Raw genomic sequence first — 14,476 nt, forward strand, 5'->3', positions numbered from 1 at the left:
GGGGAGCCGCGGCGCCGCTGCAATCGGTCCCGATCAGAAACCGATCGCGTAACGGATCGCCCCGCCGCGGTCGTCGGGCAGGCTGGCGACATTGCCCGGATCGCGCCGCCAGAACAGATTGGCCTGTAAATCGCCCATGCCCAGCAGCACGCGATAGCGCGCCTCGATATCGATTTCGCGCCCGGTGGGGGCGAGGTTCATGCGTTGCATCGTCCAGTCGCTGACCGCCTGCGTCGCATAGTCCCAGCCGGTCGGCAGGCGATAGTCGATGCCGCCGCGCGTGACGCGCAGCGGTTGGGCAACGCGCAGGCCGATGCTGTCGCTGCCGAGCACGCCGTCCTTGCCCGCATCGAACGCGAAGGCCGCGGTCGACAGGCGCCCGCTGCCGGCAAGCCCGCTCTGCATCGCCGCGCGCGTCCAGCCGCGCCGCCAATTGCCGCCGACCGTCCAGCCACGCCCCAGGTCGGCGCGCGCATCCATGTCGAGAAACCAGCTCGTCGCCTGCGGCGCACCCAGCGATCCGTCGAATCGCGCGCCGAGTAACGTGTCGCGTTCGGCGAGGCGGCTCGCGGTGATACCGGTGGCGAGCCCACGCCAGCGCGTATCGACCCCGAAGCTCGCGCGGTCATAGCCCGACCGGCGGTAGCCCTGTAGCCCTGCGAGCAGCGGATCGCGCCGGCCGATCACGTCGCCGTTCTCGATGCCCGCGCTGACGCCGATCGGGCCCAGTTGCTGGCGCAGCGATCCCGCGGCGCGCGCCATGCTCTCGAACCCGACCCCGCCTTGCCCCGCGACGAGGAAGGCGGGGTCGCGCCGGCCCGCCATCTGTGCGGTGAGGACGTTCGATCCTTGCGAAAAGGCGAAGCCGAATTGCGTGCCGTGGCCCAGCGCCTGCGTCACCGATCCGGCGATGGCGCGCGCGGTGTCCGCCTGCTGCTGGCTCAACATGCTGCGTTCGACCGCGACGCTGCCGTCGCGGCGCGGCGCCAGCGTCAGCGACACGGTCGTGCCGGCATTGGCGAGCGACAGGCTGCGCATCGGCATCTGCAACGTGCCGGCCAGCATCGGCGTCGGTGCGCTGCGCTGGATCGTATGCGCCAGATCGATCGCGAAGGCGCGGGCGTAACTGTCGAGGATCACCGCGCCGAGCGTGCCGACCTGCGCATCGCCCATAGGCGCGGAGAGCGTCGCATTGCTCGTCGTCGACACCGCCACCTTTGACCCCGCAAGCGCGGTGGTGCCGACCGGCTGGAACGCCTTGGTCAGGTCGAGCACGCCGTTGCCGTATACGCTGTCGACCCCCGCCGCGCCCGCATCGCGCGCGGTGCGGAACAGGAGGTCGACGATCTGTGCTCCGGAAAGGTTGGGAAATGCTTGGGCGAGCAGCGCGATCGCGCCCGAAATCTGCGGCGCGGCAAAGGACGTGCCCGACCAGAGATAGGGCGTGTTGGTCTGGTCGGGCGCGCGCACTTTCTCCCCGACGGCGGCGAGATAATGCGCCGCGCCGGTGCCGGCCTTGTCGCTGAACGAGGACAGGACGTCCGTCGTCCCCACGGACCCGGCGATGATGACGAGGTTGCGCGCCGCCGCGTTGGACGCGACCGAGGTAAAGGGGTCGGGATTGTCGCTGCCGTCGTTGCCCGCGGCGATGACGACGATGATCCCCTGCGCGGTGGCGCGGCCGATCGCATCGACCAGGTTCTGCGGCATCGCCGATCCGCCGAGCGACATGTTGATGACGCGCGCACCCGCCACGCGCGCCGCATCGACGCCGCGCGCGATCGCATCGGTGTTGAACTTGCAGGGCGAATCGGTGCCCGTCGTCGTCGCGGTGCAACTGCCCGGCGTATCGGCGCGCAGGATGGTCAGCGTCGCGTCGAACGCGACGCCGTGCGAGCCCACATCGTTGCGTCGCCCCGCCGCGGTGAAGGCGACGGCGGTGCCGTGGCCGCCTTCGTCCTTGATGCTGGTGTTGCCGGCGACGTCCTGCGACGCGGCGGAGATACGGCTGCCGAATTCGGCGCTCGACGTGTCGATGCCGCTGTCGATGATCGCCAGGTTGACGCCCAGCCCCGTCGCGCCGCGGTTGTAGGCGGCGAGCGCGTTCATCGACACCGCGCCCACCGTCGCGCGATATTCGCTCGTGTCGTAGCTCGCCGTGGGTGTGGGGGAGGGCGCTGGTGTCGGGGCGGGCGTGGGCGCAGGAGCGGGTGTGGGCGACGGCGTGGGAGTCGGGATCGTCGCACTGGGCGGCGGCGAAATCGTGTTGACGCCGCCACCCCCGCCGCCGCCGCATGCCGCCAGCGCCATCGTACCGCTAAGCGCCACCGACTGCAGCAACCCCGTCCGACTATTCATTGGCCGCCCACCCAACGCCTACCGATCGCAATCTATCATGCGCGCCCAACGGTTTACAGGGGATTGACGGCCGCCGGGGCGATGCGCTGCTTGCCCCCCGCGGGCGTGCCGCCTAGACGCCCGGGCCATGCTGGAGCGTCTCGCCTCGATCGACACCTGGATCTTCGACTTGGACAACACGCTCTATCCGGCGAGCGCCAATCTGTTCGCGCGGATCGATGCGCGGATGACCGCCTACGTCGCGCGGCGGCTGGGCGTCGACCCGGCGGAAGCGCTGCGGATCCAGAAGGCGTATTTCCACCAGCACGGCACGACGCTGACCGGCCTGATGGCGGACCATGGCGTCGACCCGCATGAATTTCTGGCCGACGTCCACGACGTCGAGATGGACGTGCTGGAATCCGATGCGCCGCTCGCCGCTGCGATCGCGAAGCTGCCCGGACGCAAGCTGGTCTTCACCAACGGCGACAAGCCCTATGCGCTGAAGGTGCTCGACCGGCTCGGGCTGGGCGACAGCTTCGAGGCGATCCACGACATCCACGCGATGGGGCTGGTGCCCAAGCCGCATCCGTCCGCTTATGCGGGCCTCTGTACCGCCTTCGGCATCGATCCGACCCGTGCATTGTTCGCGGAGGATATGGCGCGCAACCTCGCGCCCGCCAAGGCGATCGGCATGACTACCCTGTGGGTCGACAATGGCTCAGAACAGGGGGGCTCCGAACAGGGGCCGGAGGCCGCGCGCGAACACATCGACTTCATCGTCCACGACCTGGCGTCGTGGCTCACCCACGTCACGGAGGCATCATGAGCCAGGAACTGGAAACCATCATCACGGCGGCGTGGGAGGATCGCGCCACCATCGGTTTCGACACCGCAGGCGAGACGCGGCTGGCGGTCGACCGCGCGCTGGCGATGCTCGATGCGGGCACGGCGCGCGTGGCCGAGCCCGACGGTGAGGGCGGCTGGCGCGTCAACCAGTGGCTGAAGAAGGCGGTGCTGCTCAGCTTCCGCCTCAACGACAACAGCCTGATCGACAACGGGCCGGGCGCGGGCCATTGGTTCGACAAGGTGCCCAGCAAGTTTTCGGGCTGGAGCGAGGCGGAATTCCGCAGCGCGGGCTTCCGTGCCGTGCCGGGCAGCATCGTACGCCGCGGCGCCTATGTCGCGCCGGGTGCGATCCTGATGCCGAGCTTCGTCAACATCGGCGCCTATGTCGGCGAAGGCACGATGGTCGACACCTGGGCGACGGTGGGCAGCTGCGCGCAGATCGGCCGCAACGTCCACCTGTCGGGCGGCGCGGGCATCGGCGGCGTGCTCGAGCCGTTGCAGGCGGACCCCGTGATCATCGGCGACGGCGCGTTCATCGGCGCGCGGTCCGAAGTCGCGGAGGGCGTGCGCGTCGGCGAAGGCGCGGTACTGTCGATGGGCGTATACCTCGGTAAGTCGACCAAGATCATCGACCGCGAAACGGGCGAAGTATTCAAGGGTGAGGTGCCGCCCTATGCCGTGGTGGTGCCGGGCTCGACCGGCGGAAACCTCGGCTTGTACTGCGCGGTCATCGTCAAGCGCGTCGATGCGCAGACGCGCAGCAAGACCAGCATCAACGACTTGTTGCGCGACTGATCGATCCGGCGGCGACTTTCGCCGCGGTTGTGACGGGTCGTTACGCAGCGAGAACCTAATCGCGCCATCGACGTTATCCTTTCCAGGCAGGCTCGGAACTGCGTAAAAAGGGGATGGCATGACGAAGGGGCGGATGTGTCGCCGCGCGTGTGCGGTGATGCTGGCGAGTGTTGCGGGATGCGGCGCGGTGGCGGCGCAACAGGTCGACGTTGGCGCCTCGCCGCCCGCCGATGCCGGCGCGACGCAGCAGACGCCCGCGCCGGAGACACGCCAGCAGTCACCGGACACCAGCCTCGGCGACACGCAGCACCGGCCGCAGACCGCGGTGTCGCGCACGCGCCAGCGCGACACCTCGCCCTCCGCGCTCATCGGCGACACGCAGAGCGCGCCCCCGCCGGGGCTGATCGGCGACTGGCAGGATATCCGCACGCGGCTGGGCCGGCGGGGCATCGGGCTGAGCGCGCGCTACGCCTCCGAAAGTGGCTATAATTTCGCGGGCGGCACACGGAACCTGCTGCGCGAGACGGGGCAGTTCGACGTCGGCGCCCTGCTCGACCTCGAAAAGCTCGCCGGGCTGAAGGGCGGCGCGTTCCAGGCGACGGTGACGTGGCGGCGCGGCGACAACCTGACCGCGGACGCCGGGATCAACGCGCTGCAACAGGTGCAGGAGATCTATGGCCGCGGCCAGACGGTGCGCGTCACGCAATTATGGTACGAACAGAAACTGGGTCCGGCGATCGAGGTCAAGCTCGGCCTCACCAATCCGGGCGAGGATTTCGCCGTCTTCTCCTGCCATTTCATGAACCTCAGCTTCTGCGGCGCACAGCCGGGCAATCTGGTCGGCGATTACTGGTACAACTGGCCGGTCAGCCAATGGGGCGCGCGCGTGCGCGTCGACCTGCCGCATGATTTCTACGTCCAGGGCGGGGCGTATCAGATCAATCCGCGCAACCTCGATGCGCATTTCTTCGTCGCACATTTCCAGGGCGCGACGGGCACGCTGATCCCGATCGAGGCGGGCTGGTCGCGCGGCGGCAACGACGGCCGCGTCGGATCGTACAAGATCGGCGGCTGGATCGGGACCGCGCCCGGCGACGACGTGCTGCTCGACATCAATCGCAACCCGGCGGTCGTCACCGGCCTTACGCCGCTGCAGCATAGCAGCCGCTACGGCGTCTATGCGACGATGCAGCAGCAGCTGACCGGCCGGTCGAAGGACGGCAAGGCGCTGACCGGCCTGTCGATGTTCGCCAACGTGACGCAGGCGGACCGACGCACTTCGGTCACCGACAATCAGGTGGCGCTGGGGCTGTTCTACAAGGGGCTGGTACCGGCGGTGCCGGGCGACGTGCTCGGCTTCGGCGTCGCGCGCACCAACGTCAACGGCCGCGCCGCGACCGCCGATCGGTTGGTGCCGGGCACGCCCGTACGGCATGCGGAATATGCGGCGGAGGTCTATTATTCGGTGCACCCGGCCGACTGGCTCGAACTGCGGCCGAACGTCCAGTACATCCATCACCCCGGCGGCATCCGCGAGGCGGCGGATGTGGGCGTCGTCGGGATGAAGGCGGCCATTACGTTGTAGCGGATGCGCAAAAGGCGGCGACCCGATCGGATCGCCGCCTGACGTGCGTCGCGCGCGGGAAGCGTCAGAATTCCGACCAGTCGTCCTGTGCCAAGGCGACGGCGGCGTTGCCGTGACGGCGCGTCGGCGTCGCGCGGGCGATGCGGCGGCCGGCTTCCGCGGCGCGCTGCTGCAGGTCGTGGACCGGGCTCGCCGGCGTGAGTGCAGCAGGCCGCTCGTGCGACACCTTGAAGCGCGTCACCTGACGGGCGAGCTCGTCCGCCTCGGCCGACAGCGATCGCGCGGCGGCGGTCGCCTCCTCGACCATCGCGGCATTCTGCTGCGTCACGCCGTCCATCTCGCTGACCGCGGTGTTGACCTGTTGCAGACCGGTCGCCTGGCTTTCCGCGGCCTTGGCGATTTCGCCGACCAGCGCGCTGATCTCGCCGATGCGGCCGATGATGCGGTTGAGCGCCGCACCCGTCTCGCTGACCAGCTGAACCCCCGCTTCGACCTGCTGTGTCGATGCGGTGATCTTGGTCTTGACGTCCTTGGCCGCATCGGCGGAGCGCTGCGCGAGCGCGCGCACTTCGCTCGCGACGACGGCAAAGCCCTTGCCCGCGTCGCCTGCGCGCGCCGCCTCGACGCCCGCGTTGAGCGCGAGCAGGTTGGTCTGGAACGCGATGCCGTCGATGACGGAGATTATCTCCGAAATCTCGTTCGATGCGCGTTCGATGCCGCCCATCGCGTCGACTGCGCGGCTGACGATGCCGCCCGATTGTTCCGCCTCGACGCGTGCGTCCTCGACGGCGCTGTTCGCCTTGACGGCGCCTGCGGCGGTCTGGCGCACCGTCGTGGTGATCTCGTCCATCGCGGCCGCCGTCTCCTCCAGGCTCGCGGCCTGCTGCTCGGTACGCTGCGACAGGTCGTCCGATGCCTGGCGAATGTCGCTGGCGCCGCTGTTGATACCGCTGGTCGCCTCCGTCACCGCCCGCATCGCATCGCCCATCGCGGACAGCGCACGGTTGAAGTTCTCGCGCAGCTTGGCGAAGGGTCCGGTCAGCTCGGTATCGATCCGCGCGGTGAGGTCGCCTTGCGCCAGCGCTTCCAGCCCGCGCCCGACGCTGTCGACGATCAGGGTCGTCTGCTCGGCCTTGGCGCGCTCCGCCGCGTCGAGCTGGTCGCGCAAATTCCGCATCGCCCTTGCAAGGTTGCCGATCTCGTCGCGGCGGTCGTCGTCCGGCACCGCGACGGCGGTGTTGCCGGTGGCCAGTTCGGTCAGCCCCGTGGTGACGGTGCCGAGCGGCGTCGCGATCGAGCGGACGAGTGCCACCAGCAGGACGATGATGATCGACGATACCAGCACGATCGCGCCGATCATCCAGTTGCGCGTCCTGACATATGTGTCCTGAACCTCCTGCGCGATCTTGACCATATTGTCTTTTTGCATGGTCAGGATGGCAGAGGTTGCGGTGTTGCCGCGATTATAAAGATGGCGGGTCGCGCTATAGCGCGCCATAGCCTCGTCATGCCGGCCCGCGCGGACCAGCGCGGTGATCGGCTGAACCGTCGCGGTATAGGCGTTCCATTCCGCCTTCATCGTTTCCAGTGCCTTGCGTGGGCCGGCAGAGACGAGTCGCGGGCCAAGCCACGCAATATCCCGATCGATCGCGGCGCCGCGGCTGGCCAAGGCCTGCTCGGCGATCTGGAGCTGCTCGGGCGTGCTGGCATTCATGATGTTGGCCTGCGCCGTGCCGTAGTCTGACGTAGCAGTGTTGAGATCGTCCTCGACAACCAGTTTCTGCGACTGGTCGCGCCCGATATAATCCGCGCGTTCCGCGGCGATGGACAGGGACGAGACGCTGAAGGCGCCCAGCGCGATGAGCGCGAGCAGTGCGATCGCAAAAGCCAGCAAAAGCTTGCTGGCGATGGGCAGGTTTTTCAAAGGTGCGTCCCTCAGCTGAGCGGCGCATTTGCGCCTCAAACGCGGCAGACTTCGTCCGGAGGACGCGCCCCACGCGTCCTCCAGCCCGCCGCAGCCGCGTCGGCGGTCTTTTCCGTATGCCGGGCGTCGGTGCCATTCGCAGGCCGCCGCCGCGCCGTTCATGGTTCCGCCGCCCCCCCCGGAAGGTCTGGTTTTCCCCAGCTCCCTCTGACAGGGACTGGTGAAAATAGCGTTAAGTGAGTCCGCAACGGACGTTACTCGAAATGGGGGTTTTCGCCGCTCGCAGGCGCCAGGTGCGTCGCGACCTCGACACGCACCGCCCGTCCCCCTATCGCGGCGGCAACATCGATAACATCATGGGGAAGATATGACCGCCGCCAGCCAGGTCCTCGACCGCGTTCTCGTTCTGGAGATGGTGCGCGTCACCGAAGCGGCGGCGATCGCTGCGTCGACGCTGACCGGGCGCGGGGATGAAAAGGCCGCGGATGCCGCCGCGGTCGAGGCGATGCGCGCCGCGCTCAACGAGCTATACATGAACGGCACCGTCGTGATCGGCGAGGGCGAACGCGACGAGGCGCCGATGCTGTACATCGGCGAGAAGGTCGGCACCGGAAAGGGCCCGGAGATCGACATCGCGCTCGATCCGCTCGAAGGCACCACGATCTGCGCCAAGGCGGGGCCGAACAGCCTTGCGGTGCTGGCGATCGCGGAAAAGGGCGGCCTGCTCAACGCGCCCGACGTCTATATGGACAAGATCGCCGTCGGCCCCGGCCTGCCCGACGGCGTCATCGACCTCGACAGGTCGCCGACCGAGAACGTCACCGCGATCGCCGCGGCGAAGGGCGTCAAGCCGTCCGACATCATCGCCTGCGTCCTCGACCGGCCCCGGCACGAGGCGCTGATCGCGGAGCTGCGCAGCCTGGGCGTCGGCGTGATGCTGATCGGCGACGGAGACGTCGCGGGCGTGATCGCCACCGCCGACCCGGAAACGACGATCGACGTCTATATGGGATCGGGCGGCGCGCCGGAGGGCGTGCTGGCGTGCGCTGCGCTGCGCTGCGTCGGCGGCCAATTCAAAGGCCGGCTGCTGTTCCGCAACGACGATGAGCGAGCGCGTGCGCGCAAATGGGGGATCGAGGACCTCGACAAGCAGTACGACCTCAAGGAACTGGCGCGCGGCGACTGCATCTTCGCGGCGACCGGCGTCACCGACGGTTCGCTGCTCGAAGGCGTCAAACGCCGCAAGGGCAAGATGACTACGGAGAGCGTCGTGATGCGCGCCTCGTCGGGCACGGTGCGCTGGGTGAAGGGCGAACACCGCATCGACGGATGATCGCGCAGGCGCTCGCCGCGCTGATCGGCGCCTATGCCGCCGTCCTGTTGTGGCGTGGGCGGCTGTGGCTGCCGGTGGCGGTGCCGATCGGCGCGCGGCACACGCGCTGGGCCGCGGGGCTGTGGCTGGGTTATGGCTTTCCTGCGCTGCTGGTGCTGGTGCTGACGGGCCAGATCGGGGCGATCGTGCGGTTGGCGGCGGCGTTCGGACCGCTCGCCACGGCGCTCGACCTCCTGCCCGGCACGATCGGGGTGGGAACGGTGGCCGTCGGACTGGCGGGTGGCAGCCTGCTCGGCCTTATCGCGACCTGGTGGCGCGCGCGGCGCGGGCGCGCGCCGTGGACCGCGGGCGACACCTGCGCGATCATGCCTGCAAGCGATGCGGAGTTGTGGCCCGCCACCCTGCTCGCGCTCAGCGCCGGCGTGACCGAGGAGCTGTTCTTCCGCCTCGCGCTGCCGCTCGCGCTGGCGCCGCTGACCGGGTCGGTCGCGATCGGTTGCGGGCTCGCCATCGCCTGTTTCGCGGCGATGCACCGGTATCAGGGCTGGGTGGGCGTCGTCGCCACCGCGATCGGCGGCGCGCTGATGACCGCGCTGTATATGGGCAGCGGCGCTTTATGGCTGGCGATGGCGGCGCATGCGTTGACCGACCTCAACGCCCTCGTGCTGCGACCCGCGCTCAGCGCATGGATACGACGGTCCCGTCGATAGCGACGCCGTGCAGCGCCGCCGCGACCCGCAGCCGGTCGCACAGCGCGGGAGCGAGCGGGGCGACGATATAGCCGCTGTCGAGGTCGCCGATCATGATCGACTGCCCTGCCGGTGCGCGGCGCCAGTGGAGCGCGATGGCGAGGCACAGCATCGCGTCCAGCCGGTCCTGATCCGCCTTGCGCGGGCGGGACAGCGTAGCAGCATCCTGGCACCATGCGGCGGGTTCGGGAAGCTGCCAGCGGTCGTATTGCGTGGCAGCCGCGGCGGCGACACGGCGCCAATCGTCCGGGCGGTAAAGCGGGTTGGAGGGATTGTACTTGGGCGCGCCACGGCGGCAGGCGAAGGCGGGCTCGAACGCGGCGAGTGCGAGCGCCGGGAACACCTCCATGACATGCCGCCCCGCTGCGGCCTCGCGGGCAGCGAGCGGATCGTCGTTTGCGCCGAGCGCGGCAAGGAACGGCCAGATCGGCGCGGCGTCGCAGAACATGCCCGTCCTCGCCCGGCTGGCGGGCTGCACCCCGCCGCCCAGCCAGCTGATCGCGGCGGCCGCGACGCGTTCGGCGGGACGCATGCCGGTGGGGTTGGCGACGATCGTCGGCTGGTCGAGCGCGATCAACGTGTAATCGGCGGCGACCGCTTCGATGAAGTCCAGCGCGTCGCCGAAACGCGCGAGACGGGGCGGATGAAAGGTGGCGGTGCCGTCCGCCGCCAGCGCGACCGCACAGATCGCGCCGGGTGCGCGGGGATTGTCCGTCCAGGCGGAATCGAAACCGACGAAGGTCTCGGCTGCCCTCACCCTTCGCAGCCTGCGGCGGCTTTGTCTTCCCCCATCGGGAGAGGGAGGGAGGCGTGCAGCGCCGGAAGGGGGAGGGCAGGCCGGTACGAAGCCATCAATTCTTCAGCCGCCATCCGGTGCGGAATATCCATCCCACGACGCCCAGGCACAGCAGCAGGAACCCCGCCGTCACGCCCAGGCTGATCAGCACCGGCACGTCGCCCGTCCCGAAGAAGCTCCAGCGGAACGCGCTGACGAGGTAGACGACGGGATTGAACAAGGTCACCGTCCGCCACGGCTGCGGCAGCATGTCGATCGAATAGAAGACGCCGCCCAGGAAGGTCAGCGGGGTCACCACCAGGGTCGGCACGAAGTTCAGCTGCTCGAAATTCTTCGCCCAGATGCCGATGATGAACCCGAACAGCGAGAAGGCGAGGCTGGTCAGGATCAATAGCGCCGCCATCGCGAACGGATGATCGATGTGTACCGTGACGAAGGCGGTCGCGGTCGCGAGGATGACGAGGCCGATCGCGACCGACTTGGTCGTCGCCGCGCCGACGAAGCCGATCACCATCTCCATCGCGGAGATCGGCGCGGAAAGCAGTTCGAACACCGTGCCGGTGAATTTGGGGAAGTAGATGCCGATCGACGCGTTGCTGACGCTCTGCACCAGCAGCGACGACATGATGAGGCCGGGGACGAGGAAGCTGCCATAGGGGACGCCGCCCACTTCCTGGATACGGCCGCCAAGTGCGCCGCCGAAGATGATGAAGTTGAGGCTGGTGAGCAGGACCGGCGTGATCAGGCTCTGCCACAAAGTGCGCAGCGCACGCGCCATTTCGAAGCGATAGATCGCCCAGATGCCGTTGAGGTTCATGCGGCGCGCGCTCCCACCAGATCGACGAAAATGTCCTCGAGGCTCGATTTCGAGGTTTCCAGGTCCTTGAACGCAATGCCCTGGTCGGCCAGCGCGCGCAGAAGCGAGGGGATGCCGGTATGCTCCTCGGTCGCGTCGAAGACATAGCGCAGCGTCTTACCGTCGTTCTCGAGGCTGAGGTGCCAGCGTTCCAGCCCGGGCGGTACCGCCGCCATCGGTTCGGCGAGCGTCAGGTCCATCTCGCGCTTGCCGAGTTTTCGCATCAGCGTCGCCTTGTCCTCGACCAGCAGCAGCTTGCCGCCGGTGATGACGCCGACGCGATCCGCCATCTCCTCCGCTTCCTCGATGTAGTGGGTGGTCAGGATGATCGTCACGCCGCGCTGCCGCAGCTTGTGCACTAGTTTCCACATGTCGCGGCGCAGCGCGACGTCGACGCCCGCGGTCGGCTCGTCGAGGAACAGGATCTCGGGCTCATGCGCCAGCGCTTTGGCGATCAGCACGCGCCGCTTCATGCCGCCGGACAATTCCATGACCTTCGCGTCGCGCTTGTCCCACAGCGACAGGTCGCGCAACACCTGCTCGACGTGCGCGGGGTTCGGCCCGTGGCCGAACAGGCGGCGGGAATAGCTGACCGTCGCCAGCACCGTCTCGAACATGTCGACGGACAGTTCCTGCGGCACCAGCCCGATCATCCCCCGCGCGCGCTTGAAATCGCGCAGCGCGTCGTGGCCGCCGACGGCGATGCTGCCGGTCGACGGCGTGACGATCCCGCAAACGATGCTGATCAGCGTCGTCTTGCCGGCGCCGTTCGGCCCGAGCAGCGCGAAAATCTCGCCCTTGTTGATCGTCAGATCGACGCTGGCGAGTGCGGTCGTGCCGCTCTTGTAGGTTTTCGACACGCCGGTGAGCGTGAGGATCGGTTCGGCCATGCCATGCCCCTTTTGTTGCTGCGGGAGATAGGGCGGGCAGGGTGGTGTGGGAAGGGCGGGGGAGCATTCCCTTCCGCCTGCGAAAAAACGAGAGGGGCTGTCCCTTCACGCAGGTCTCGGTAAGGCCGGAGCCTACCCCGGCCGCCTCGGGCAAGCGGTGCCGGCGTTAACGCCCGCGTGCCGTCGCGATCGCCTTCTCCAGTTCCTCGATCGGCAACGCGCCGGCCAGCATCTGGTCGCCGATCACCCAGGTCGGCGTGCCCGTCATGCCCAGCTTTGCCGCCGTCTCCATGTTCCGGGTGATCTCCGCATCCAGCACCGGCGCGTTGCTGCCCGGCAGGGATACGCCCGTCTTCGCCGCGGTTGCGCGGATGCTGGCGTCGCTCACCGGTCCGGCGGCGTAGAGCGCGTCGTGGAAGGCGACGAACTTGCCCTGCTGCGCCGCCGCCAGGCTGGCGCGCGCGGCGGGGCGGCTGGTCGGCCCCAGGATCGGCAGTTCGCGATAGACGACGCGCAGGTTCGGATCGCGCCGGATCAGATCGGCGATCATCGGCAGCGACGCCCGGCAATAGCCGCAATTGTAATCGTAATATTCGACCAGCGTCACGTCGCCCTTGGGATTGCCCGCCCAGGCACCCGCAAACGGCGTGGTGATCGCGTCGCGATTGGCGGCGACCGCCTTGCCCGATTCGCGCGCCTGCAGCGTCTGCATCGCCTGCGGAATGATCTCCGGATGCGACAGGACGTAATCGTGGACGACGCGCTCGATACGCACGCGGTCCGCGCGGCCCGGGGCGACGAGGCGATCGGCGCTCCACACCGCGCCGGCGCCGATCAGGGCGCCGAGCGCGGCGACGCCCAGAAGATGCAGGGGTTTCACTTGCGCTTATACTTCTTCGGATTGTCGTCCATGTCGTTCTGCGCGGCCATGGCGATGTCCTGCGCGCGAATCCAGTCCGTGGTGTTGGCGGGGATGTTCGCCATCGCATAACGCGCGCTCTGCGCCGCGGTGCGCTGGTCGCCGGTCATGCTCGCGCGCTCCGCCGTCGCCAGTGCCGCGCGCGCGGCGTCGCCGGTCAGCTCGTACGCGGTGCCGAGCTGGTACCAGGCGAAGGGATTGTCGTCGTCGCGCTGCGTCGCGATGCGCAGCACCTTGATTGCCTCGGGATAATTGGCCTTGTTCTCCGTCGCGATCAACGCGTGGCCGAAGGTGGTGGCGATCAGCGGGTTGTTGCCCGATCCCTCCGTCGCGCGGCGCAGCGGCACCAGCGCATCGACCGGCCGCCCCGCCTCGAGCAGGATCTGCCCGCGGATTTCGAGGAAATAGGGGTCGTTCGGCTTCGCCTTCAGCAGCGCGGCCGATTCTGCATCGGCTTTGTCGGGATAGCCCGCCTTGTGATAGGCGTAGGCGCGTGCGTAATGCGCGTAGACCGACGCGTCGGTTTCGGGGAAATCGGCGAGCGTCCGCTCGGGCGGCATCACATAGCCTTCGAGCTTCGCCTTCACGCGGCGGAACCGTTCCTCCAGCGCAGGGTCCGACGGCGTGTTCCATGACGGCGACGCCTGCAGGTCTGCGGTCAGGTGGGCGATGCGCTCGCCCGACAACGGGTGCGTCTGCATGAACGGGTCGATATTTTCGACGCCATAGCGATATTCCTGCTGCTGCAGCTTCTTGAAGAAGCTCAGCATGCCCTTGCCGGTGACGCCGGCGGTGTTGAGATATTTGACGCCCGCCGCGTCCGCGGTCGATTCCTGCGTGCGGCTGAAGGCCAGATACTTGCCCAGCCCCGCCTGCTGGCCGAGCGCCATCAGACCCGCGCCCGCCTCGCCGCTGCCCGCCGCGATCGCGGCAAGCCCCAGCACCATCGACAGCAACGTGATGCCCATCGCCGGCTTCATGCCGCGGTCGGCGAGCACGACATGGCCGTCGGCGATATGGCCCAGCTCGTGCGCGATCACGCCCTGCACCTGGTTGGCGTTGTCCGCCGCCTGGAGCAGACCGGAATGGACGTAGACCGTCTGGCCGCCCGCGACGAAGGCGTTGATCGAATCGTCGTTGATCAGCACGACCTTGACGTCGCGTGGGCTGAGGCCGGCCGCCTTGATAAGCGGGTTCGACATGTCGGCGAACATCGCCTCGGTTTCCGCATCGCGCAGGATCGACTGCGCCGCGGCGGGCTGGGCAGCGAGCAGGATCGCGGTCGCCGCGACGGCGAGCAGACGCTTCATGCGCTATCGATCCCCGGCCGGTATCATGCCGACCAGCATAGGCGCACCGCGGCGACAGGTCACGGCGAAACACGGCAAACGAAGCATCGTGTGCGCTTCATCGCGAAACCGAGGTGAACGGGGGGTGAAAGCG

At 68.4% G+C, this 14,476-nt stretch carries 12 protein-coding genes; 5 read left to right on the plus strand and 7 right to left on the minus strand.

What is annotated here, in order from left to right:
* Positions 1–33: 33 nt before the first annotated feature.
* A complete protein-coding gene (locus tag DM480_RS09640; protein WP_115378626.1) occupies positions 34–2,358 on the minus strand; it encodes a S8 family peptidase in 2,325 nt (774 codons plus the stop codon).
* Between the two features lie 127 nt (positions 2,359–2,485).
* On the opposite strand from DM480_RS09640, the gene DM480_RS09645 reads away from it, so the two are divergent.
* From DM480_RS09645 to DM480_RS09655, 3 genes are all read left to right on the plus strand, one after another.
* Complete coding sequence (locus DM480_RS09645) at positions 2,486–3,166, plus strand: pyrimidine 5'-nucleotidase (protein WP_115378627.1); 681 nt, start codon at positions 2,486–2,488, stop codon at positions 3,164–3,166.
* Positions 3,163–3,981, plus strand: coding sequence for a 2,3,4,5-tetrahydropyridine-2,6-dicarboxylate N-succinyltransferase (gene dapD, locus DM480_RS09650; RefSeq protein WP_115378628.1), 819 nt, complete (start codon positions 3,163–3,165; stop codon positions 3,979–3,981). Before DM480_RS09645 ends, dapD begins: the two co-directional genes overlap by 4 nt.
* Positions 3,982–4,099: 118 nt before the next feature.
* Entirely contained in the window at positions 4,100–5,566 is a 1,467-nt protein-coding gene (locus DM480_RS09655; protein WP_115378629.1) for a carbohydrate porin, read from the plus strand.
* A 64-nt stretch (positions 5,567–5,630) separates the two neighbouring features.
* Here the strand turns inward: DM480_RS09655 and DM480_RS09660 are convergent, their stop codons facing one another.
* Positions 5,631–7,490 carry a methyl-accepting chemotaxis protein gene (locus tag DM480_RS09660; protein ID WP_232833941.1) on the minus strand — a complete coding sequence of 620 codons (1,860 nt, stop codon included), beginning with the start codon at positions 7,488–7,490 and terminating at the stop codon, positions 5,631–5,633.
* Between the two features lie 367 nt (positions 7,491–7,857).
* Here DM480_RS09660 and glpX point away from each other — a divergent pair, with 367 nt between their 5' ends.
* Positions 7,858–8,823 (plus strand): class II fructose-bisphosphatase, encoded by a 966-nt coding sequence (gene glpX, locus DM480_RS09665; protein ID WP_115378631.1) that lies wholly within the window; start codon positions 7,858–7,860, stop codon positions 8,821–8,823.
* The gene (locus DM480_RS09670) at positions 8,820–9,533 is read left to right on the plus strand and encodes a CPBP family intramembrane glutamic endopeptidase (RefSeq protein ID WP_115378632.1); all 714 of its coding nucleotides are present in this window, start codon (positions 8,820–8,822) and stop codon (positions 9,531–9,533) included. The genes glpX and DM480_RS09670 overlap by 4 nt, the downstream gene beginning before the upstream one ends.
* Here DM480_RS09670 and DM480_RS09675 read toward each other — a convergent pair.
* The 5 genes from DM480_RS09675 to DM480_RS09695 form a co-directional block, all read right to left on the minus strand.
* Complete coding sequence (locus DM480_RS09675) at positions 9,502–10,329, minus strand: DUF429 domain-containing protein (RefSeq protein ID WP_198665791.1); 828 nt, start codon at positions 10,327–10,329, stop codon at positions 9,502–9,504. The genes DM480_RS09670 and DM480_RS09675 overlap by 32 nt on opposite strands.
* A gap of 94 nt (positions 10,330–10,423) precedes the next feature.
* The gene (locus DM480_RS09680; protein ID WP_115378634.1) at positions 10,424–11,185 is read right to left on the minus strand and encodes an ABC transporter permease; all 762 of its coding nucleotides are present in this window, start codon (positions 11,183–11,185) and stop codon (positions 10,424–10,426) included.
* Positions 11,182–12,114: an ABC transporter ATP-binding protein gene (locus tag DM480_RS09685; RefSeq protein WP_115378635.1), complete on the minus strand. Its 933-nt coding sequence runs from the start codon at positions 12,112–12,114 to the stop codon at positions 11,182–11,184. Before DM480_RS09685 ends, DM480_RS09680 begins: the two co-directional genes overlap by 4 nt.
* A gap of 166 nt (positions 12,115–12,280) precedes the next feature.
* Positions 12,281–12,994 (minus strand): DsbA family protein, encoded by a 714-nt coding sequence (locus DM480_RS09690; RefSeq protein WP_115378636.1) that lies wholly within the window; start codon positions 12,992–12,994, stop codon positions 12,281–12,283.
* Entirely contained in the window at positions 12,991–14,343 is a 1,353-nt protein-coding gene (locus DM480_RS09695; RefSeq protein WP_115378637.1) for a M48 family metalloprotease, read from the minus strand. Before DM480_RS09695 ends, DM480_RS09690 begins: the two co-directional genes overlap by 4 nt.
* Positions 14,344–14,476: the final 133 nt, after the last annotated feature.

This window comes from Sphingomonas sp. FARSPH, from assembly GCF_003355005.1.
Lineage (GTDB): Bacteria > Pseudomonadota > Alphaproteobacteria > Sphingomonadales > Sphingomonadaceae > Sphingomonas.